The organism is Flavobacterium gillisiae (assembly GCF_900107635.1).
In the GTDB taxonomy this organism is placed as follows: Bacteria; Bacteroidota; Bacteroidia; order Flavobacteriales; family Flavobacteriaceae; genus Flavobacterium; species Flavobacterium gillisiae.
Map to the genome: position 1 here is coordinate 224,763 of NZ_FNRD01000006.1, position 23,778 is coordinate 248,540.

The 23,778-nt window shown below is 34.2% G+C and carries 15 protein-coding genes; 5 read left to right on the forward strand and 10 right to left on the reverse strand.

The features are described 5' to 3' along the window. Positions 1-126: 126 nt before the first annotated feature. A complete protein-coding gene (locus BLV35_RS10315) occupies positions 127-1,227 on the forward strand; it encodes a DUF4407 domain-containing protein (RefSeq protein WP_091089153.1) in 1,101 nt (366 codons plus the stop codon). 110 nt (positions 1,228-1,337) lie between these two features. Here BLV35_RS10315 and BLV35_RS10320 read toward each other — a convergent pair whose 3' ends face one another. The 4 genes from BLV35_RS10320 to BLV35_RS10335 all read right to left on the reverse strand — a co-directional run bounded on the left by BLV35_RS10320 (position 1,338) and on the right by BLV35_RS10335 (position 7,339). Further along, entirely contained in the window at positions 1,338-3,638 is a 2,301-nt protein-coding gene (locus BLV35_RS10320) for an aminotransferase class III-fold pyridoxal phosphate-dependent enzyme (RefSeq protein ID WP_091089157.1), read from the reverse strand. 68 nt (positions 3,639-3,706) lie between these two features. Then, on the reverse strand, positions 3,707-5,008 hold the full coding sequence (locus tag BLV35_RS10325; protein ID WP_091089160.1) for an aminopeptidase P family protein: 1,302 nt from the start codon (positions 5,006-5,008) through the stop codon (positions 3,707-3,709). 263 nt (positions 5,009-5,271) lie between these two features. Further along, positions 5,272-5,982: a PH domain-containing protein gene (locus tag BLV35_RS10330; RefSeq protein WP_091089163.1), complete on the reverse strand. Its 711-nt coding sequence runs from the start codon at positions 5,980-5,982 to the stop codon at positions 5,272-5,274. A gap of 175 nt (positions 5,983-6,157) precedes the next feature. Beyond that, on the reverse strand, positions 6,158-7,339 hold the full coding sequence (locus BLV35_RS10335; RefSeq protein ID WP_091089166.1) for a glycosyltransferase: 1,182 nt from the start codon (positions 7,337-7,339) through the stop codon (positions 6,158-6,160). 163 nt (positions 7,340-7,502) lie between these two features. Between BLV35_RS10335 and BLV35_RS10340 the strand changes: the two genes are divergently transcribed. The 3 genes from BLV35_RS10340 to BLV35_RS10350 all read left to right on the forward strand — a co-directional run bounded on the left by BLV35_RS10340 (position 7,503) and on the right by BLV35_RS10350 (position 13,367). After that, the gene (locus tag BLV35_RS10340) at positions 7,503-10,592 is read left to right on the forward strand and encodes a hypothetical protein (protein ID WP_091089170.1); all 3,090 of its coding nucleotides are present in this window, start codon (positions 7,503-7,505) and stop codon (positions 10,590-10,592) included. Next, complete coding sequence (locus BLV35_RS10345; protein ID WP_091089173.1) at positions 10,589-11,827, forward strand: hypothetical protein; 1,239 nt, start codon at positions 10,589-10,591, stop codon at positions 11,825-11,827. The genes BLV35_RS10340 and BLV35_RS10345 overlap by 4 nt, the downstream gene beginning before the upstream one ends. Positions 11,828-11,894: 67 nt before the next feature. Continuing rightward, on the forward strand, positions 11,895-13,367 hold the full coding sequence (locus tag BLV35_RS10350) for a glycoside hydrolase family 2 TIM barrel-domain containing protein (protein ID WP_317040170.1): 1,473 nt from the start codon (positions 11,895-11,897) through the stop codon (positions 13,365-13,367). Between the two features lies 1 nt (position 13,368). Here the strand turns inward: BLV35_RS10350 and BLV35_RS10355 are convergent, their stop codons facing one another. From BLV35_RS10355 to BLV35_RS10365, 3 genes are all read right to left on the reverse strand, one after another. Next, the gene (locus tag BLV35_RS10355) at positions 13,369-14,547 is read right to left on the reverse strand and encodes a glycosyltransferase (protein WP_091089180.1); all 1,179 of its coding nucleotides are present in this window, start codon (positions 14,545-14,547) and stop codon (positions 13,369-13,371) included. A 62-nt stretch (positions 14,548-14,609) separates the two neighbouring features. After that, positions 14,610-15,860 carry an MATE family efflux transporter gene (locus BLV35_RS10360; protein WP_091089186.1) on the reverse strand — a complete coding sequence of 417 codons (1,251 nt, stop codon included), beginning with the start codon at positions 15,858-15,860 and terminating at the stop codon, positions 14,610-14,612. Positions 15,861-15,890: 30 nt separating this feature from the next. After that, on the reverse strand, positions 15,891-16,181 hold the full coding sequence (locus BLV35_RS10365; RefSeq protein ID WP_091089190.1) for a hypothetical protein: 291 nt from the start codon (positions 16,179-16,181) through the stop codon (positions 15,891-15,893). Between the two features lie 151 nt (positions 16,182-16,332). Here BLV35_RS10365 and BLV35_RS10370 point away from each other — a divergent pair, with 151 nt between their 5' ends. Further along, positions 16,333-18,393: a tetratricopeptide repeat protein gene (locus BLV35_RS10370; protein WP_091089193.1), complete on the forward strand. Its 2,061-nt coding sequence runs from the start codon at positions 16,333-16,335 to the stop codon at positions 18,391-18,393. A 494-nt stretch (positions 18,394-18,887) separates the two neighbouring features. Here the strand turns inward: BLV35_RS10370 and BLV35_RS10375 are convergent, their stop codons facing one another. The 3 genes from BLV35_RS10375 to BLV35_RS10385 form a co-directional block, all read right to left on the reverse strand. Then, positions 18,888-19,235 carry a hypothetical protein gene (locus BLV35_RS10375; RefSeq protein ID WP_143031852.1) on the reverse strand — a complete coding sequence of 116 codons (348 nt, stop codon included), beginning with the start codon at positions 19,233-19,235 and terminating at the stop codon, positions 18,888-18,890. A gap of 269 nt (positions 19,236-19,504) precedes the next feature. Beyond that, the gene (locus tag BLV35_RS10380; protein WP_091089197.1) at positions 19,505-22,942 is read right to left on the reverse strand and encodes an ice-binding family protein; all 3,438 of its coding nucleotides are present in this window, start codon (positions 22,940-22,942) and stop codon (positions 19,505-19,507) included. A 124-nt stretch (positions 22,943-23,066) separates the two neighbouring features. Further along, positions 23,067-23,774, reverse strand: a complete 708-nt coding sequence (locus BLV35_RS10385; RefSeq protein WP_091089201.1) for a LytR/AlgR family response regulator transcription factor — start codon at positions 23,772-23,774, stop codon at positions 23,067-23,069. Positions 23,775-23,778 lie beyond the last annotated feature (4 nt).

Consider the following 23,778-nt stretch of genomic DNA (forward strand, 5'->3'; position numbering starts at 1 on the left):
CTGTTCCCATGGAACAGCTCTTTTTGATTTTAAGAACTTCTTAACTAAAAACAAATGAGCGTTTTACAATAGTATTGATTTTTTGGCGTTAAATTTGCAATCATCATTCAATCAAAAAAATCAATCATGTTAAAACAATTCTTCATCCTCTGCTCAGGAGCTGACAATGACATCTTGGAAGGCTGTTCTCAAGGCGAACAAACTAAATACGCAGGAATTGGCGCTACCGTTTTCTTTACCGCTGTCATGGCCTTTATCGCTAGTGCTTATGCTTTATTTACTGTTTTCGACAGCGTATATCCAGCCCTATTTTTTGGACTAGTATGGAGTTTACTCATTTTCAATCTGGATCGCTTCATTGTTTCTACTATTCGAAAAAGAGATAAGTTCGGAAGTGAGTTTCTACAAGCTACACCTCGAATTATTCTGGCTATTATCATTGCCATCGTAATATCGAAGCCATTGGAAATTAAAATATTCGAGAAAGAAATCAATACCGTTTTATTGAAAGAGAAAAACGCTATGGCACTCGAAAACAAAAAAGAAGTGGCTAACTACTTCAAATCAGATTTAGATAAAAACAAGACCGAAATAGCAAGCTTAAAATCGGATATTTCTAAAAAAGAAAACGAAGTTAACAGCTTGTATGAAACCTACATCACAGAAGCTGAAGGAACAAAAGGCACGCTAAAACTTGGCAAAGGCCCCGTTTTTAAGGATAAAATAGCCAAGCACAATCTTGCTTCCGCTCAACTAGATACAATTCGAAAAAACAACTTGGCAAAAATTGCCGAAAAGGAAAAAACGGCAGCTCTACTGCAAGCCGATTTAGACAAAAAACTAACCGACACACAACCTATAATCGATGGATTTGACGGTTTGATGGCGCGTATAAACGCCCTGAACAAATTGCCTTCTCTTCCTTCCTTATTTATCATGTTGTTGTTTTTAGCCATTGAAACATCTCCTATTATCGCTAAATTACTATCTCCAAAAGGCGAATACGATTTTAAACTGGAAGATTTAGAAACGGCTTTAAAAGCAACTATAGAACAAGACAAATACCAACGCAATTTATTAGTTAAAACAAGTGCCGCTATGCACGACAAAGTATATGAAGATATTGCTCAAGACAAAAATCTATATGATTTACAGCGCAAGAAAGCGACCGAATTGCTAGAATTACAAGCACACAATTTTGTAGAAAAACAAAAGAGAACTTTATAAAGATACGGCAGCCCCAAAATGCCGCCTTCTCCACTATCATACTTAATTATAACACCCTCGATTATACGATTTAAAATGTAAATTTATAAATCATTCAGGAATATAATAATTTATAATTCTCCAAGAACTACATTTAGATTATCTACAAATTCGTCCGCATTTTGTTTACTAAAAATGATCGGAGGTTTAATTTTCAAGACATTATACAAAGGCCCGTCAGTGCTGATAAAGAAACCGCGTTCTTTCATTTTTTCCACAATAGTATCTATTTCAGGAACAGCGGGTTCCAAAGTAATTCTATCTCTCACAAGTTCAACTCCAACAAACAATCCGTTACCACGAACGTCACCTATGATATCGTAATTCGGTTTTAATTCCGCTAATCTATTTACTAAATAATTCCCAACTTCAAGCGCATTCTTCTGTAATTCTTCTTCTTCGATTACCTGTAAAACCGCTAATCCAGTTGCCATAGATACCGGGTTTCCACCAAAAGTATTGAAGTATTCCATGCCATTATTGAAAGCATCTGCAATTTCTCTAGTAGTGACAACAGCCGCTAATGGATGTCCATTTCCGATTGGCTTGCCCAGCACCACTATGTCCGGTACAACATCCTGTAATTCAAAACCCCAGAATTTCTCACCCACACGACCAAATCCAACTTGAACCTCGTCTGCAATGCAAATCCCTCCTGCATTTCGCACTTTGGAATATACCTCTTTTAGATAATTAGGGGGCAAGGCGATTTGACCTCCAACTCCTAGTAAGGTTTCACAAATAAATGCCGCTGGTTTTTTTGATTCCGTTGCCAATGATTCTATGATGCGATCAACGTCTTTAGCATATTTTTCTCCAGCTTCTGCGTCTCTATATTTGAATTCACCGCGGTACATGTCTGGGTTTTGCGCTTTATGTATGTATGGCATTTTTCCAAAACCCCCTTTGCCATCAAATTTATATGGACTCATTTCTATCGCGGTAGTTGAAGTTCCGTGATAAGCATGATCGAGAACAATTACATCTTTTTGTTTGGTAAAATGGCGGCTCATCCTAATAGCAAGGTCATTAGCTTCACTACCAGAATTAGTAAAATAACACACTGCTAATTCCTTAGGAAGCAAAGCTGTCAATTCCTTTGCATATTTAATAATATTATCATTAAGGTACCGCGTATTTGTGTTTAATGTAGCAATTTGCTTTTGCATTGCTTTCACTACCGTAGGATGGCAATGCCCTACATGACTCACATTATTCACACAATCCAGAAACGTATTTCCTTGGTCATCATACAAATATTGAAGCGCTCCTTTGTCAATTTTTACTTTCTTTGTGTAACTAATGCTTAAATTCTTCCCGATATATAGCTGCCTTTCCTTTAGTATCAACTCGTGGTTATCAGAGGAGTCTATCAATCCTGAAAATCCACAAGCAAGTCTAAATTCGTGGTGTGCTTTTAAAGGATTGATTCGAATAAGTCGATGCATCAAGTTCCAGGCTGGCTTTTCGGTAATAAAATGATGCTCATTAACACTGTCCAATGAAGAATTATAAGCTGATTGACACAAGCTGATACAAAACCTACCGGCAATCAAGTAATATAACAGCGAAACTTCTAGCTCTGTTAAAACCATTTTTTCATGGTAGCCTTTTACCATTTCCACAGCCATTTCAAGCGGTTTTTCACTGTCAAGCATCGCATAAGCGCAAGCAATCGCTAAATTATTTATTAATGAAGTATGGACCATATCGCCAAAATCAATTAAACCAGTAACAGCATCGCCATTGACCAAAACATTGTAATCATTAGCGTCATTATGAATCGTAGCGGTTCTAAGCGACGAGATATGTGGTGTCACTTCTGTTTCAAATTGCATTAAGAAATAGCCAACCAATCGTCTGTTTTCATGTGATTTAATACAATGTAGATTTCTTCTTGAATCTAAGGTGTTCTTTATATCCCATTCATAATGGCGGCCTGCTGCAGGGTGTTTGAAATCTTTTAAAACAGTATCCATTTCGCCTAAAAAACGCCCTAAATTGCGAGCTAGAGCGGCTGATTTACTATTTTGATTTACCCAAAAAACCCCTTCCAGATAACTCAGCAATCGATAGTAGTACTTAGTTCCTTCAACAATAATTTGACCGATATCCTCGCTTACTTCTGTAGCTATATAATGCTGAAATTTTTCAGACAAACCGCTTTTAGACAGCAGTTTCACCATTTGTACCTGCGCATCTAGAAAGTAAGGATTGTGTTCTTCGGTGGCTATTTTTAAAATATATTTTTTATCAGACGAATCTGTCAGCAAAAAATTAAGTTCATCATATCCATTCAATATCTTGCAGCTCACATCCATCTTATATTGTTCTTGGATTAGAGTAGTTATAAATGATTCGGTAAATATCATAATAATAGTTTTGATTAATCGTCTTGTATTATTTGCAGCAGATTTTCGCTTAAACGTAAAATAAATTACTAAGAAGTCGCCTTTCTAATTCGTTCTTCAATGTCATCAATCTCAATAGGCATAGCTTCCGAAAGATTGATATTTCCATCCTCAGTGATCAAATAATCGTTTTCTAAACGACAACCAATTCCTTCCTCATGAATATAAATTCCTGGTTCGCAAGTAAGCACCATTCCTTTTTCGAAGACACGAGAATATAGCCCCACATCATGCACATCCAACCCAAGGTGATGCGCCGTTCCATGCATGAAGTATTTTTTGTAAACCGGCGTGTCTGGATTTTGATTTGCTATTTCATCTACAGTAATTAACTTTAACTTCACTAACTCTTTTTCAACCAACTCGGCCATTTGCTTTTCATAATTAACAGACAAAACTCCAGGCTTTAATAGCTTTGATCCTTCTTTCAAACAATGCAAAACCGACTCATACACTTCTCGTTGACGAGGGGAAAAACTACCGTTTACGGGAATACATCTAGTAGTATCAGAATTGTAATTCCCGTAACAAACTCCAAAATCTACTAAAACCATATCCCCGTCTTTACATACAGCATCGTTAGAGTTGTAATGTAAAGCACAGGCATTTTTACCCGAAGCTACAATAGGCTTAAAGGCATGACGCGTTGCTCCGTTTTTCACTAATTGATAGGTTAATTCAGCCTCTAACTCATACTCTTTTACATTGGGTTTAATTGCATTTAAGACACCTTCAAACCCTTTTATACTAATCCCTACCGCCTCTTTGATAAGAGCTATTTCCTCTTCTGATTTTATAGGACGAAGCTCCCTAGTGATTTTGGCTACTCTATCGTACTGATGCAATGGGTACTTCTCTTTACACCATTGAATTAAGCGATCCTGCCTAGTTGTCATATCTGCTGTACCTCGTTTTACGTGCTCATTATGCCCCAAATAAAACGTATCTGCTTCAAAGGCAAAAAGCTGTAAGGTTTTCTCCATCTCATGCGTCCACTTCACATTTTTTACTCCCGAAATAGTAGAGACTTCTTCTTTTGTCAAGAAATCACCATCCCATATTTTGCTTTGCTCGTTTACTTCCTTTACGAACAAGACCTCTCTGTTTTCTTCTTTGAAAGCATCCGGGTAAAGAACCAAAACGGTTTCGTCTTGATCGACTCCTGACAAATAAAATAAGTCGTTGTTTTGGGCAAAACCCATTACATCATCAGCATTATTAGGCATAACATCATTAGAAGACAGAATAGCAATGCTATTACCATTCATTTTTTCGGCAAACCGCTTTCTGTTTGCAACAAATAAGGAAGAAGGAATCGTTTTATATCGCATATTTTTATAATTGAAAGATTTTGATTAAAACAGAAAATGATCGTTCAGAGATATATTTAACTCCGAATCATGCTGTCTATTAATCATTAGAAAAATTAAAAGCATTGATAAATTCTCTCAAAATGAGATAAATTACCCCACGCAATAAAAGTATAAAAATATGCGACAACCTTTATAGAAAAGCAGCAGAGAACTTTATAATATTAAAAAAGGTCAAGTGATAAAATTATCACTTGACCTTTTTACTTTGTGTATAAGTTGTATTACATAAAGCTTAGAATCTCTTTTTTATAAGCGTCATATTCTCCTTGAAGAATTAAACCGTTATCTAATAGTTTTTTATAATTCTGTAATTTTTCAAACAACTCATCTTGAGATAACCCAGCAAAACCACTTTCTTTTGCAGTCTCTGAATGAGTCTCAAAATCGTCGTTCTTAATAGGTAAAGGCGGCGGAGTACTAGGCATTATCTCCATAAAACTAGTTACTTCCTCTGTTTCCATTTCTTCAATAATCTCAAAGTCATCAGTTGCATCAACTAAAACTTCTTCCATAACCATGGCATTTGAAACCGCACCGTTTTTCAGAATATCCAACTGCTCCTTTGCGTAAGTAAAAATTTTTCTTGCTTGAATTTTCGGAATATAATCGATGGAAACCGCCATATCTGTCTTAGTCGAAAATGAAAACTCTGACCCTAAAATATTCTCTTTAACAAAAGTACCTTCAATTTGATCCCAGGTATAATCTGTAAAATCCATTGAAAGCCCTAGGTTTTTAGGTTGACAAATAATTATACGCTTGTTTGTCATAACAATACTGTCAGGAAAAACGGTAAGCGCCGGTTTTTTCTGAACCGCTATATATCCAATCTCTTCATTCTTCATCAATAGATCATCAAGCTTTGAAGTGATTTTTTCAATAGCTTTAGGATCTTGTTCCTCGTTTAAAAATTTCTTGATTTGTTCTTTCATGTTGTACTGAACTTTATTATTCTGAGCTTTATGCAGCAACTTTGTTTTTCTTGTACAAAAGTAATACCAAATTACTATATATGGACAAGCCTGTTTTATTTTTTAACTTAAACAAAAAAAGATTACGCTATTAAAACGTAATCTCTCCTGAAATTTATAAATCTATAAAAACTATTTACCTGTAATGAACTGCAATATGACCTATTTGAAAAACAATTTTTAACGAATCTTTAAATGATAATTTAGACCCATCCGCATGAATCCATCTTTTTAATGGTTGTTCACAAACTAATTTTTTAGTTTCTTCATCTCCAAATATTTTTTTCATTCGCATAAAAATCTCAACATCAAAAAGCCATTTGGTCAAAAACTTTGTTTGAAACGTTTTCTCAACGACATCCTTACTCATTATTTTTGCTCCACACTGCGTATCGTTAAATTCCATACCAATTGTCTTCCTGATAATCAAATTGATTATTTTACTAATAATTGCTCTAGCAGATTCTTTAGTTATATCTGCACCCATCCTAGCCATTCTAGAACCACTAACAATCTTAAAATTAGAGTTTGATATTGTATCTACTAAATCCTGAAAATCCGCAAAATCAGTTGACAAATCGGCGTCGAGAAAACCAATATAATTGAATTGCTCCTCTTTGGCCAAATGCAACATTCCTAATCGTACTGCCTCAGCCTTTCCTCCATTTTTCTCACAATTATAAATACTGATGTGGTCTTCATTCCCTTTTCTTAACGCTTCTAAAACAGCTAAAGTATTGTCTTTACTTCCGTCATTTACAAAACACAAGTGATATCCTAAATTAGAATGAACAAAAGTTTTAAACTCATCACTTAACAACCTTTTCTCTTCATCATAACAGGGTATAACTACACCAATGCAATTATTCTGAATTATCTTATTCTTGGCTGTTTGCACAGCGCTACTATTTCCGCTTCCAATTAATCTTTTAACACGTGCTCCTATTTCACTTAGACTTAATGGTTTTTTCATATAATCATCCACTCCTAAGTCAAATCCTTTTACGATTATATCTTCGCTAGTGTTCCCAGATAAAATCATAACAGGAGTCGAATGCCCTTTTGTTTTCTTGATATATTTAGCTATTTCAAGACCATTAGTATCTTCATTAGATTCTGTACTATTATTCGAAAAAGCAGAAGTAGAAGAAAAAGGCATGTTAATATCCGCGATAACTAAATTTGGCATATGCTCATCATACATCTTAATTGCATCAGAAACATTATTGGCACTTACAACATCATAACCTAAATCAACAAGACATTTCTCTAAAGAAAGAATTACTAATTCCTGATCATCAACAATTAAAATTTTCATACTACGTTATTTTTAGTGAATTTGGGAAAAGTAAATATATTACTTATCATACTGAATTACAATTTTATTTTATAAAAAAACCTAATTTAATCCTTTATTCTAATTGTTTTCACACAATTAGTTTTATCCTTACATTTACGTCATTACTAGTAAATAATCCTTTGTGAAAGAAAAAACGAATAAATATTTAATTGTCGCCTTACTCATTGGGGTGGTCTTTCACTCTAGCGCCATTTTCTTCACACTAGAAAGCACTTATGATGCTTTAATACATATGTTTTTTGCCAATCATTATGCTACTAGCTGGTTCGAACCGTGGAATTACAGTTGGTACACCGGCTTTACCGTTATGGGATATCCTCCACTAGTTCATCAGTCCATTGGTTTACTATCACTTATTGGTGGCTTAAAGTTTGGGATGTTTACCGTTGCCATTATTGGAATCGTATTGTTTATCACCGGAGTGTATCGCTATACTTTAATGATGACAGGAAACCGCAATGTGGCTGGTTACGCGTCACTGGTTGCTGTTTATTCTTCCTCATTTGTAGAAACCCTTCATATTTTTGGACAATTACCCAGTATTATTGGAGTTTCGCTACTGATGCATTGTATGCCCGAAATATACCTGTGGATAAAAACGGGCCAATATAAATATCTATTTAGAGCTTTATCCTTACTAGCCGTTACCATAACTTCTCATCATGTCACTCCTATTTTCGGGATGATATTTTTTATTTTTCCATTAATTGGAATGGTAATAATGGATGTTTCAAGAGAAAAAGTAAACTCATACAAAGAGGTTAAGTTCAAACTTTTTCTACAAACTTTTTTTCAGTTATTCAAAAGGATCGTTCTTTTTGGAGGTGCTTCCTTATTTTTAATCATTTTTTGCATTTTCCCTTATTGGATGAACTCCAAAAAGAATCCAATTACTCAAGTCCCTATTCCACATGGCAGTAGAGATAATTTCATAGAAGTCACTTCCTCAGGCTTGATGTTTTTTGTAATTCCGTGGGGAATTTTATTTTTTATTCTACCCTACATTTTCTATCGTTATTTCAGCAAAAGATACATTTGTTTTGGGCTTTCAATTACGCTACTAACTATTTTAGGAACTGGAGGAACTACTCCAATTCCGTTAATGGTTTTAGGAAAAAATGCCTTTAATATCCTAACACTTGACCGTTTCACACTTTGGGCTTCTATCATGAGTTTACCTATAGCTGGAGAATTTGCGTATCGAATGGCCGAAGGCGATTTTAAAGAAGCAATTCAAAAACGATTCGGCAATGTGTATCACCGTATTTTGGGCGCTTTATTTGCTGGAACGTTTCTGTTTTTTGCCGTTTTCACAATAACACTGGGTTATTTCAGACCATTTCAACCTCAAAAAATCAACACCCTTCCGCTAGTCAATTTCTTAAACCAAGACCAGCACGATCAATGGCGTTTTTTACCATTAGGTTTTGGTGACCAGATGGCCACTTTATCTTCACAGACTAAAGCAATGACAGTAGATGGCAATTACCATTCTGCTCGAAGACTACCTGAATTAACTTCACGAGCAGTGGAACGACTGGAAAACTCAAAATTTAGGGGTATGGAGGGAATTGGTTCCTTACAGCAATTTTTGACCGTCCCCGAAAAATACAATTTAAAATATGTTTTTTCGAATGATAAATTTTACGATCCCATACTCTACTTCTGTGGATGGCATCGCCTTTCACAATTAGAAAACGGAATTATGGTCTGGGAGAAACTGAATGTACCTCCGCTATCTAAAGTGCTACCTAAAGAAGACGTACCGCGCTATCAAAAATTGATGTGGGGAATCATCCCTATATTGACCGTTATTATTGCTTTTATACTCAATATCCAAATCATATTCTACAGAGCACTGAAGTTAAAAAACCTTAGCACACCTGATTTTTTCAAATTTGGCGTCGAATATAAAAAATTTCCCTTTAAAATTATCGTTGTCCTACATGTTTGGGCTTTGATTTTACTAGGACTCATTGGGTACAATGTTTATGACTTTTACATGCATAACGCTACGCAAATCAGTCCTAAAAATGTCGTTCGGTCTTACTATGACGCACTGGATTTTAAATACTATGAAAAAGCGCATTCCTATATTGACCCAAATAGCAAGTTGTCTATTTCACAATTCATGCTCGAAACTTCTGTAGCAGATGGTATTTTAAATTCATACGCCAAACTCGATGCGATTGATGTTCAAATTTTAAAAGAATCCGCAAACAGAGCTGAATTAGTTGCAAAAACTAAATGGATCACTCCACTTGAAATCATCAAAAAAGACTTTTATCATGAAGCGATCAAACGCAATGGAAAATGGTATATTCTACCCACTAAATTAGATTTAGATATTCCGCCTGATCAATTTCTATCGAATAACACAACTGAATTTTTCAAACATGGAAGAAGAAAAATTTCGACCCAACAAACCTATCATGACGATGTTTTAAAACAACCAGAATTAGAGATTTTATCGGCTAAACTTATTAAATACAAAAACGAATACATCATCATTGGTGAATTACAAAACATTGATAACAGTCCCGCTGATGTAATTTTAAAATCCACTTTGTACAATAATAATGACGAGGTACTGGCCACTTTTAATGCTAAATATGTCATTAAACACAAATTAATGCCCAAGGAAATCACCAGCTTTAAAGTGAATTTTGAAGAAATAGCTTGGATAAAAAAAGACGTTGTTCAGCCTACCACTTTCAATCCTGATGAATTCACACCAAAAAACATAAGTGAAACTCCTGCTAACTTTGACATTCAATCTGCAGGAAATGTTGCTATAACTGACTTTTACACACAAGTAGCTCTTTCTGATTTAGCAATTGTGGGTGATCATCTTAAAGGCACACTTTTTAATTATGGTATTCAAGAAGTCACTGTTCCTGAACTCTTGATTTCCTATTATGATGATGCTAAAGAACTGCTATATGTAGATCATTTTTTCTTGCGTGAAGGCGTACGTGTGCAGCGTAAACAGTATTTTGATTACAAACTATTAGATTTAACAAAATGTAAAATCATTCAGTCTTCACTAAAAAACTGTTTTGTCAATGGTTTGCCCAATGGTGACTTAGCCCGAACTATTATTCCCAACCGAAAACTAGAACAAGGAAAAGAACAATTGCAAAAAACAAAAGGAAAAGGGTATAGCTACCTAAAAATTGAAATGAATAACTATATTGGTAATCCCAAATGATAAAGAAGATACCTTATTACATATTACCCATTATGGCGTTCTTTTTGTTTGTTTTTGCTAAAATCAAAACAGACGAAAAAGCAGCGACGTTTAGCATCCAAAATATTGCCAAAACCTACACTGCTGGAAATGCAATTTCAATCTCTTTTACAACGGAATCGAAAACTGCCACTGCCGATTTGTATTTGATTCATTCCTATTCTAAAATCATTATCAATGCAAAGAATGAAAACGGAAAACTAACCTTTAAGCTTCCTTTATTTTTTACCGAAAAAACAGGTAGCGTAAGCTGGCATTTACTTAGTAAGAATAGCAAAGCTTCAACAGGAACTTTTAAAATTATCCCAAACAACACAACAACCACAAAAATTGAGAGCTATTTAGGTCCAAGAACTATTTTGACAGGAAAACAAAACTTCACCATGATGGTTGTGGTTCCTACAGATGGATTAGACAACCCCAAAGAAGACAATACTGCGGTAATAATCAAGGATCAATTTCAAGAAGACATCACAAGCGAACAAAAAAACACTACCAATTTCATAGCCTGGAAAAACATCTATTCTCGCGTAAAATCAGGCAAAATGCTTGTTTCATCCCAATGTGAGCAAACAACCACTAAAGAAATCGAAACAGACATTTACCCCTCTATCGCTACAAATTTCTCTATTACTTACGAGCGCAATCATGATTTTGCTGATGGTAATCAAATCACCAAATTGACTACCTCAAAAATCACAGATCAATTTGGTAATCTCGTTAGTGACGGAACGCTTGTCGCCTTTTACATTACCACCACAACAAATATGGTATTAAAAACCTATGCCGCTACTATTAACGGAATCGCAATAGCTCAAATATTACATCCTGACCACGGCGACACCTATAACATAAAGGCTTTTGTAACCGGAATGGCAGAAAGCCAACCCATAAAAATTAGTTATCAACCACTCATCAAATCTTTCCCTTATACTTTTTCGAAAGAAAATCGAGAAATTACCGTCGGGCCGCTGAAGAGTTTTATGAACCAAATTGTTCCGAATGGAATAAAGGTAGTTTTAGAAATTTATCACAACAATCAGCTAGTTGAAACGCTACAATTAGATAGTTACGATGGCTTGGCTAAATTTTATTTATCACCATCCTTTTACAAAGAAAAAGAATATCAATTTCTAATTCACACCTTAGGAATCACTCAAAAAACTGAAATTAAAAAATATGAAAATCATAAATAATCGCAATATTAACCGACTTGTGCTAATCATTTTATTTTTTATGATTAGTACCCTAACCCTACTTGGGATGAGTCGTATTTTAGAATTTTTAAACTCAGGCGCTGATCGTAGCAGTATGTTGCACTTAGAACTTACTACGGAAGATGCCTATTTACCTAAAGTAGTATGGCGAGACTTAGAAAATCCAGCACGTGAAATAGAACAAAATACGCTTCATAAAATTGAAAAAGATTATCTTTTTTCTTGGTATGTAAAAAACAATGCGCTCGAAAAAAACACAACCAAAGGCATTGAAGATTTCTATACTCAAAATACTAGAAAAAATCTATACCGAACCATTGCTTACAACAAAGGCCATAAAATTTCTATCGAAAGCACTACCATTAAACATTTTCCAGAACTAGAATTTTATAGTGAAGATGGACAACAAGTTGTTTTTACAGATAAAAACGTAGTTGAATTTCAAAAAATATCTCAAAACGACCAACTCTTAACCTCTATACAAGATACCGCAACTTATAAAGTAATGATGTTACTTGAAGATGGTTTCTGGCGTGTACGTCATATGGTAAAAATGGATGCCGAGCCATTTCAAAAAGACACCGTACAACCAACACCCATTTACACGGTAAGCAATAACCAAATCCTGCAAAATAAAACCTCTTATACCATCAAAGGAATCAATTATTACCCAAAAAACTCTGCATGGGATACCTTTGGCGAATTATTTAATAAGGATACTATTGCAAAGGATTTTGATATTATTAAGAAAGCAAACCTCAACACTATAAGAGTATTTATTCAATATGAAGACTTTGGCAAAGCCAAAGTAAAACTAGAAAAATTAGCGAAATTGAAGGTGCTTTTGGACTTGGCTGAAGCCAAAAAACTAGCAGTAATTGTGACTCTTTTTGATTTTTATAGTGACTACACAATTCCAAGCTGGACGCTTACCCATCGTCATGCAGAACACATTGTATCTGAATTTAAAAACCACAAAGCCATTTTGGGCTGGGACATAAAAAACGAACCTAATTTAGATTTTGAAAACCGAAACAAAGAAAATGTTTTGAATTGGCTGGATCATATGATTACTGTAATTAAAGAAAATGATCCCAATCATTTAATTACAATTGGTTGGTCAAATTCCGTTGAAGCAACGAATCTTGCGAATAAATTAGATTTTATTTCTTATCACTTTTATAATGATATGATACATCTGGAATACGAAACTAATGGTTTACTAAAAAACACTAATAAACCCGTGGTAATAGAGGAATTTGGAGTCCCATCCTACGGTGGTGTTTGGAATTTTTGGGAAGGAAGTCCAAAAGAACAGGCAGCTTACCATAAAAAAATGCAAACTTATTTCAAGAAGAATAACTATTCCTTTATGTCATGGACTTTATATGATTTTCCACATGTTCCTGATCAAGTAGCAGGAAAATGGCCTTGGCAAAAAATGAGACAAAAAAAATTCGGGTTTATTGATGAACATGGCAACAACAAACCCGCATTTCAATACATTTCGAATAAATAAATTACTTTTTTGAACGAATAATTTCTTTAAAAGTATCCATATACATATCTGTAATTTTATCCATTGACAATGCACTTGCTGCCTTGAAGTTTTGAATCGCTATGGCTTTTCTATGGTCATCATTGTTGAAGATTTTTTCGATAGCCACAGCCAGCGATTCCGCACTTTCTGGATCAAAAAATTCGCCTTTATAGCCTTCTTCTTCCACCAATAATGCTAGATCACCTAAGTCTGGCATTACCACAGCCTTACCATAACTTCCCGCTTGGTGCAACACACCAGAACTTCCCGTTGTAGAAGTATAAGGAAAAGCAACGACAGTACAGTCGCCAAAGATTCTTGGCACATCTTTCTCCTCAACATAACCCGTAAAATGAATTCCTTCAACATCTTTATATTTTTGTTGTACGCTATCCAAATATCCTGGTGTATTAGGACTATCCGTTCCCGCAACAACCACTTCAATTTTTTCAGAAGTACGTTTTCTCATGATTATAGCCGCATCAATAAGAATTTCGACTTTTTTATAGGTTCCAAATTTACCAAAAGCCATAATCTGCTTTGGCCCTGGAGCCAACTCAAATGACGGTTCTTCAATACTATCAAAAGTACCATGTGGTATTACTTTGACATTATTACAATGGTACTTTTTTTCTAAAACATCAACATATTTACTTATGGTTACCGCCACTACATCTGATTTCAAAACAAATCTAGTCAGCGTAGTTCCTATAAAATTATATATTTTTTGAGCTACCTTATTCTTGGTAAAACCGGCACTTTCTAGATCGACTTGTTCTAAAATATTATGCAGCAAGGAAACAGTAGGAACACCACTCGTGCGTAAAACCATGGGAATCATCAACCCTAAAGCGGCTGGCACTTTCTTGTCGCCAAATTTCATGAACTGCAGATTGATCAATACGGCATCTGGTTTTTCCTCTCGAATGGCTTGACTAATAGACATAATATTGTTATAACTATTAAAAGACCAGCATTCGTTGACTTTTACTTTATGGCTATTTTCGAAATCAAGTTCCTTTGCCCCTGGAGTTTTATCTGATAACAAAACAACTTCTGAAACTTCATCTTTTTTGGCAAAGTTTTTTACTAAATGATAACCATATTCGTTTAGAGTTACTTTACTAGGTGGAAAAGCAGTGATTACAGCAATTTTCATATTTTTAGAGATTTGGTTTGGTTTGGTAATTATATAGACCGTAATAATTTTACACTACTAATTTACTTTTTATTTTTATAAAAGAAATAACACAATTGGAAAAACAATAGAATCACCATTGCTATAATTTGCATGTGAACTACTTGTTCTAATGAATTATGATAAGCTATAATTAATCCTATTTGTGTTGACCCTAAAACTGCCGAAACAACCACTGGGAAATATTGATTAAGCGACAAATAGTAATAGGCAAATATATTAGCTACCGCAAAAAGCGAGGTGGCTAAGGCATATTTCCACAATAAGAAAGAGATTGAAACATATTCTTTTCCAAACATGACACTCACTACAAATTCAGGGAAAAGTGCTGTAAAACCAACTATCAAGGAAGACAAAACTGCAATATAACCTACATATTTTAATAGAATAGGTAAAGTATCCTGATTGTCTTTTTTCATTTGGATAACTTTGGGCAACAACAACATAACAAACATCCAAGCGACAAAATACACTACACGACCTATTAAGGCCAAAGAAGCATACAAACCTGCGTCTTTACTATCAAAAAAGTGTTTCACTAAAATGATATCACTATTGTTTATAATGATTTGGGTCAATTCATAAAAAGCAGTAAGCGCAAAAAAGGTGGTTATAGAACGAGTATCAATTTCAGCAACATTAACCGCTTTCAGCCCTTTAAAAATTGTTTTTTGGAAAGGAAAAATACCAAAAACAAACGAAAACAGAATTCCTAAAGCTACAATAATAGAACTAGGAACATCAGGAAACAGCAGTAAAGCTGCGATTGTTAATAGTAATCTGCTAGCCATCTCCGTTTGATAGGTTGTAGCAAGTTTGTTCAGCACATTTTGCCCTTGGTACAAACCTCTATTGACACTCATCATAAAATACAATGGAATACCAATACCAAAAATATAAAACATAGATGCCGTCTTAGTATGAAAAACGACTTGTAATTCCTGATAAAAAATCACAATACTGATACCGAATAGTATTCCTAAAACGGTAGCGTATTTTGTAATCAATTTGATAAAAGCAAGCAGACTATTTCCTTCAAATAAAACAGCATATTTAGCAGTTACAATTTGGAATGTCATTCCCACAAAGGAAAGTATTAATAAAAGAGTGATGAGAATTGCAGCATCGGAAAAAGCTACAGGACCTAGCATCCTACCTAATAATAAATTATACAAGTAATTGCCGCCATTTACTAATAAAATGGTCACCATAAAGAGTTGCTCAGGCCCTAACTTTCTGGGTATTTTAGCAATCAGATTTGAGGCTATCTTCATTACTTTCGTTTATTTAATTAAGAAACCTGATTAAAGTAGCAGGTTACTATGGTGTAAGGCATTAAATTGATCAACTACATTCTTATTTTTTCTTCCAATAATATAAAACATTTTATGCTTTTCTTCTGCTTTTACATGAAGTGCAACTACACTTTTAGCAGCATACTGGTCAATAGCAGTCACTTTCTCTAATGAAAGAACAATACCACTCGAATCTACCATAAGAGTATTCAAATGATTCTCTAAATATACACTGTTTTGCGAATTTAACAAACCTTTAATTTCATAAACTCCCCCATCATATGTTATTTGAATTGCCATACTATTTTTATTTAGTTGTTAATACTGACGTAAATATCTTCTGTTTTAACATGAGTGTCTTTAATTCTTCGACGAATTGCACGTAAGTGTAGATGAAATATCTCACCTTTATACTTAACTTGCATCTATATAAATCAAGAACCGGAATAACATGAAATTAATTAATAAGGCTGTCCTTTTTATATTGTTAACAGTAAGCACAATAGCAACCGCTCAAGACATGGACAAAGGCTTCAGTAATCTTGAAAAAGGAGAGTTTGGTAAAGCTGAAGTATTTTTTAAAAACATATTAAAAGACTATCCTGAAAATAAAACTGCCCGTTTGTGCTACGCACGAGCCATTGGTCTTAACAATCAAGCCGATAAAGCATTGGACAATTTTATTCAATTAAAAAAAGAATATCCTGGTGATCTTGAAATAGAACTGAACTATGCAGAAGCTTTACTTTGGAACAAAAAATTTACCGAAGCCAAAACATTCTATAGCGAACTTGTAGAAAGAAATCCAACCAACTTTGTAGCGCACCTTGGTTATGCCAATACACTATCTAATCTAAAAGAATTTAAGGAAGCTCTTTTTTATGTCAACAAAGCATTAGTGCTTTCTCCTGCAAATCCTGGCGCCTTAATTTCTAGAAAATATATCAAATTAGGTTATGCCAATGAAAAGGTGAATCAGAAATCATATGCTGAGGCCGAAGCTTTCTATGACGAAATTCTTGTTGACTTCCCTGGAGATAAAGAAACAATGCTAAACAAAGCCAATCTGTTTTTAATCACTAAGAACATTGAGAAAGGAAAAGAAACCTATGGTGTTTTGGCCAAAACCAATCCTATTATGGCTTTGAACGGATTGTCATTAATAGAACACATTGACGGAAAAGATAAAAAAGCATTAGAAATTGCAGAAGAAGCGGTGCAAAAAGTAGTCGGGAATACTGATGAAGCATTAGTGAAGCAAACACAGGAACGCTATGTTCAAGCTTTGATTTGGAATAAAAAATACAAAGTGGCTCAGGCCAAGATAGAAGAATTAAATACGCAGTATAAAAACGAGAATTGGCTATTAGCATTATCTGCAACCTTAGCTGTTTACCGTAGTGATTTTAAAGAAAGTATTGGATATTATTCCACTATTTTAGAAAATGACTCAAAATCCTTTGATGGAAATCTTGGAATTGCTAATGCTTATTATGCAGACGGAGAAACTCATAAATCATTAGATGCGGTTACTAAAACATTGGAAATTTTTAAAAATCAAAATGATGCTGTAAACTTTCTTAAAAAAATAAACGAAGAGTACACGCCAACACTTGAGGAAAAACTTTCTTATGCTTTTGATAATGGTAAAAACACTGCCAAAGCTACTCTTACTTCAATTGTTATTCCAGTATCTACTAAATTGGCTTTTAATGCTAGTTACCAATACAGAGAAACGGAAAATACCGTTACTAAAGCTAGTGCAAAAACGAATGATTTCTTAGCAGGAGTGAATTATAAATTCCACCCAAAAATTAGCTACACATTCAATGCTGGAGTAACATCGGCAAATTCTAACACCAGCTCGTACAACCAAGCATTAATCCATACGTTTTTTAAAATAAAACCTATGAAATTACAAGATTTAGAAATAGGGTATAAAAGAGAAATTCAAAATTTCAACTCTGATTTGATTGACAAAGAAATCGCTGCTAATAATTACTACTTGAATTATAATTTGAGCACCAATTTTAATTTTGGATGGTTTACCCAATATTTTTACACTACGCAAACGGATGACAATACCCGTAACCTCTTGTTTACTTCATTCTATTACAACTTTATGTCTAGTCCTGTTTTAAAAGGAGGATTGAACTACCAGTACATTGCCTTTAAAAACCAAGTGCCTACTGATTATTTTAGTCCAAGTAAGTTTAATGCTGTTGAAGTTTTTATAGAATTGCTTAAAGACGAGAAAATTGCCAAAGTTAACAGTTGGTTCTATAACGCGAATCTAGCTACTGGGTATCAATTTATAGAAAACAATGACAAACAATGGACTTACAGAGTACAGGCTAAATTAGGGTATAAATTCTCTGATCGTTTATTAGCAAATATTTACGGAATCAAGAGTAATATTGCGTCTGTATCCGTGGCAGGATTTACGTATACTGAAATGGGTTTAAGATTAAAATGGAACTTGTTTGACAAACCTATTTTCGAACTGAAATAAGAAATTTAGATACACAAGGGCTTTTCAATTTATAGCTCTAGACACATAACAATAAAAAAGGCTGCTCGTATTAGGAGGGCACTGAAAAAGTCCCTGTTTTCGAAAACTCGCTAAAAGATCGATTAAATAAGAGTTTGATTTAATTTGATATCTTTTTTTTAATCAAATTTGATTTTCTGAGTTTACAGAGGTTTATAATAATGAAAAAGAGCATAAACATTACTGTTTATGCTCTTTTTTTGTTTTTTACAATTTTTACATTTTAGGGACTTTTTCAGTGCCCTCCGTGTTAGCAGCCTTTTTTTGCTAGTTTAATATAGCTAATTCTTTTTATTATGCCAATATTTTTAACCGTATAATACTGGATTAGAATTTCCAGTAAAATTAAGCCACACCTAAACTAGTGGATATTTTAAAGCAAAAAAAAAAGCCGTTTTAAGATTAAAACAGCTTATAGGTATGACAAAATATGGGTAGAAAATATTCTTCACTTTTTAGTTTGCCATTTGCAATTCAACATTATCAAGTCCGATAAGTTTACGAACTTCAATCGAGTTTGGCAAAGTGACTTCATTATCTAAGTATACCAAAAATGGCTGTAACAATAAATGATTTATGACGAAAGTTGTTTTATTGTTTTGGCAGGCTGTTTCGGCATCTAATTCACTCAATGGACCAGCCCATTTTAGATTATAACAATACCCTAAGGCTTTATTTCTCACAAAAGTTATATTCTTGTCATTTGCCATAGTCCATCGCGTAGACACTAAATAACAACCTATAGTTTCATCGGAAATAGAATTTGCACTTCTAAAATCTGTAATTGGTAATTTTAGTTTCATCTCGTTCATTTTAAATACATTGCTAAAGTAGCAACAATTTAGACAAAATGACATTTTTAACCGATGAAGTACACTTAATTAAAATTTAAATCACCATTAACTTACAAAATATCTGATATTTTGTTTTTTTAAGGTCCTCATTTGCTTTCTTAATTTAAAAGCGAAATCAACTACAAGTACTGATTTAAAATTTAATGAATAAAAAAAGACTGCCCGTGGCTGGCAGTCTTCTAATAAAAACTAAATAATAAGTTTGGTTTGGTTTGGTACTATTTAATTATAAACTTGGTTTGGAATTGTTTCTTTTCATCGGACGTCACTACAAAAAAGTAGACTCCGTGTTTTAAATTATCTAAGGCTACAGCTATCTCGTGGTTAGCAGGAATACTGTCATACTCTTTGGATAGCATTGTACGTCCTAATAAATCCATTACTTTAACATTTACACTTTGCGTTTCTTCGGGTAACACAAGTGTTGTTGAATTAGTACAAGGATTAGGATAGTTATATAAGTTTTGCGCTACTTGATTTTCAAAAGATTGAGCTCCGAGTGAATTTGAATTTTTAAATGTCAGTTGCGAAACAGCCACTTCAAACGGCTTATAGGTTTGGTAATCCCCCTGTACGGAAAAAACAAGTCCCTTTATTTTTTCATTATTGTACTTTTGCCCTAATGGGTTCGTGAATTTTTCAAAAGCAATATTCATCTGTGCAGCAGTAGCATTTGCTGGTAATTGGAAACGCAATCTATTATTCCAATCTGTCGTGTTTTCAGTTACAAGAACAACCTCAACAGCTAATGAATTCTGGATTTCAAAACCAACCGTCGTATAACTACTCGCGTCAAAAACTAAATCTCCTGGAAGGATATTTCTAAACAAATTCATTGTACCGTATACGCTTCCGTTAACAGTAGCGTTTCTTTCCACCGCATATTGACCATCGATAATACTGGTATTTGGAATATTGTTAATCACAAATGAAGAAATAGTAGTTTCTGTTGCTGAATAATCTAATCCCCAAGGTCCATCGGCTAAATACAAAGCATCTAATTGTTTTGACGTACCACCTACAATAGAAAGTCCAATATCAAATATTCCTCCTAAATCTAAAACTACATTTTGTTCATATGCCCCAGATAAAACGACATTCTGAGCAACTGATTCTGTTGTTGCTAATTCTGTTATTTTTTTATTGCCTTCAAAACTTAAATTAAAAGCCCTCGATTTATTAATTATAGTTAAATTTATTTTTCCGTTCTCGTAAAAACCGTTTTTCACAAAAACAGTTGGAATCCTATTATCCACTGCGTCAGCCGATAATTTTTTAAGTTGCTCAAAATTAGAAATAATCGTTTTTGCAATATGACAAACCTGAGCCGTAGAAGCTCCCCATACTTGAAAATTTTGATAATTTCCTGTTGGATACTGCTCGATATTCCAGTAGCTGTGAAGCTTATTCTCTGTACTTAACTGTTGTATCGAAAAATTCACAGCATATTCCGTAAGTCCATTTGCTCTTTTTAATTCGACCAAAATAACTTCATATCCATTCAGCTTGATTGTCACGATGTTTTGAAGAGAAGAACTATTCAAACGATCACAAATTGCTTTAGAATGGCTATAAACGGCTCCAGTGGTAGCAGTAGCTAAAACTGCAGCGACACGATCGCTTCCTTGATAATAATCAACAGAATACACTTGCTCCGCATTAGTGATTCCTATTAAGTCTGTTGGACTGGAAACAAAAGTAGTTTCAGTACCTAGTAATCCTGTATTGGGGATAACGGCAGAAAAATCAACACTTGACCCACTTGTTTTGGCAAATAGAGACGAAGAGATAAATCTTTTTTGATTTGCTTTTTTATTGGCAAAACTATTTGTTTTTATTCTGTTAAAATTTCTTTTAGCAATAAGTGTCGCTAAATCTCCATTACTTTCTAATCCACCATCATTAGCAGAAGTCACAGTAGTAGGCTCTGTCACATTTAAAACAGTCAGCTCAGCACTAGTTATATCGGTACTCGTTTTATTAGTTGAGATTCTGGTAGTAGTAGCGACTATTTCATATGTTCCTACTGCAAACTCAGGGTATAAAAGTGTTAAACTCCAGTTCGTGTTATTTATATATAGCTCGTCAGTATATGTTATCCCATTTACAGTAACGGACAAATGATCATCACCTAACATATTCCCTCCCCATGTACCCGAAATAACAGGAGTAGTATCATCTGTAGTTAGAGAATTTACTGTTGGTCTCAAAATCTCTCCAGAGGCGATGTTATTTAAGGTCCCATTAATAATGACCCCTAGTTCCTCCCATGATTTATCTAACTCGCCGGCAATTTTATCATTAATTCCCATAACATCCCCGTTAGCAGTCTGACTTGTAGACGTAAAACCATATAAGGCAATAACTGAATCTCCTGTAATTGATGTTCCAAAATTACTTAATACATATGATTTTAAACTTTCTTCGGTTATACCAAATTCAATCCAATAATCCGTTCCACTATTTCCACCGTCAATATCTGTTCCAGCGCTATAGGATCTAATCTCTGCATCTCTATTTGTAAGAAGTAATTCTCCATTTTGCACTCCGTTTAACCAGGCCGTCTGCGAAGGAGAAAGCCCTGTTTTTGATTGATCTCTCTTATGTAAAGAGATAAAATTTGGTTTAGATTTAGTATTTGCCTCAATAAAAAGATCTGCTATTAGATCCCCAGTTACATCAATTCCAAAATAAAATGAAGTACTCGGATTGCTTTGTCCCATACGTACTCTAAAATAGTATACCTCATCAGTAACCCCGTCGCTAAACTTGGTAGTACTTCTTTGAGTTTCCATTATAGCATGAGTCGCATTACCCACAAAATCAGTGTCGGCGACTGATTGCTGATCATCATTTGGATCAAAATTAGCAAGTTTTATTAATGGTTTCCAATCATTAGAACTATACGCTTCTAAAGATTGATATACTAAACTTGCCGGTATGTTAACAACAGTAGTCGCATATACTGAAACAGCTCCTGCAATAGAACACATTCTACCGTCAAGCTTCCCTCCAGCTCCCATAGAAACTGCACCGTTACCTATAAAAGTACCGCTAATAGTTGTTGAAGCCGCCATAGCTATCGCTCCATCAGCCATCCAAAATACATTTGAAGCGCTAGCTCCATTAGTCAAAACTACATTGGCACTTGCGGCTGTTGTTAAAGCACCTCCTATTTTAAAAATGAAAATAGAATTAGGATTTCCTTGACCATTTAAGGTAAGAGTACCTGCTACCGATGCGGCAGCACCTATAGAATAAACACCAGGACTAAGCGATTCTCCTCCTCCAAAAACGGCAGCATGAGTTGTATTTGTTGCGGTAGATGAATAAAGATGATCATATGCACTTTTTAGATCAATTGCAGCTTGTGAAGTAATGGCATTTACGTTTTCAACAGTTCCGTTCACAATTGAAGGAGCTTCAAAACCTGAGATAGCACCAATATTACTCCCTATATTTCCTGTAATAACTGAAGTACCGGTATTACCAACAGCTCCAGCTGATGTAAAAAGAACAAAATTTGAAACTGATCCTAAATTAGGTCCGGTTTGAGCATTAATTCTAGAATTAAAACCAAAACATATTAAAAGCAAGAAAAAAGAAAGTATACCTTGACTTAATTTTTGTTTTATAATTAGAGTAGAGTTTCCCATGTTTTATTACGTGTTTAAATCATTACAACTAAATAAAAGTAACTAATAATCAACAAATTAAATTTATATCTTAGGTTAAAAGCTCCTTACTGTAGTTGAAAAGCGAAAAAGTGTCGACGAATGATTATAGCAAATTCAATCTTTTCATCAATTCCGGTCTGTTTGCGCGGCTTACTGGAATTACATCTTTAGCGATTAAGACGCTATTGTCCTCAATATCAATAATCTTATTAGTATTGATAATGAAAGAGCGATGTACTTTTAAAAATAAATCCTTAGGTAATTTTTCCTCGATTTTCTTGAGGGTAGAATGAACGACATAATTTTTGCCTTCTGTTTTGATATGAATATAATCACCCCTTGCCTCGACGATATTTACCGAGGCCATTTCGATTTTTATTAACCTGCGATCAATATTGACATAAAATTCATTCGCGTTGTCCTCTTTCTTTGGTTTAATTTTTTTTACAGCAGTATTTGGTTTTAAAGAAACTGCTTTTTGAATCGCTTTTAGGAAACGATCTTCAGTGATGGGCTTTACTAAATAATCTACAATACACTCATATTCAAACGCTTCAATAGCAAAATTCCTATCAGAGGTTACTAAAATGATATGAGGAGGGTTTTTTATAGTTTGGATAAAGTCAAAACCGGTAAAATTAGGCATGTGAATATCTAAAAAAATCAAATCAACTTCGTTTTGATTTAAAAATTTTATTGCTTCAATTGCATTAGAAAAATCAGCTAGAACTTCAATATCCGTATAATTGGTTATGAATTGCATCATAATGGCTCTTGCCATCTCTTCATCGTCTATAATAATGCAATTCATTTAA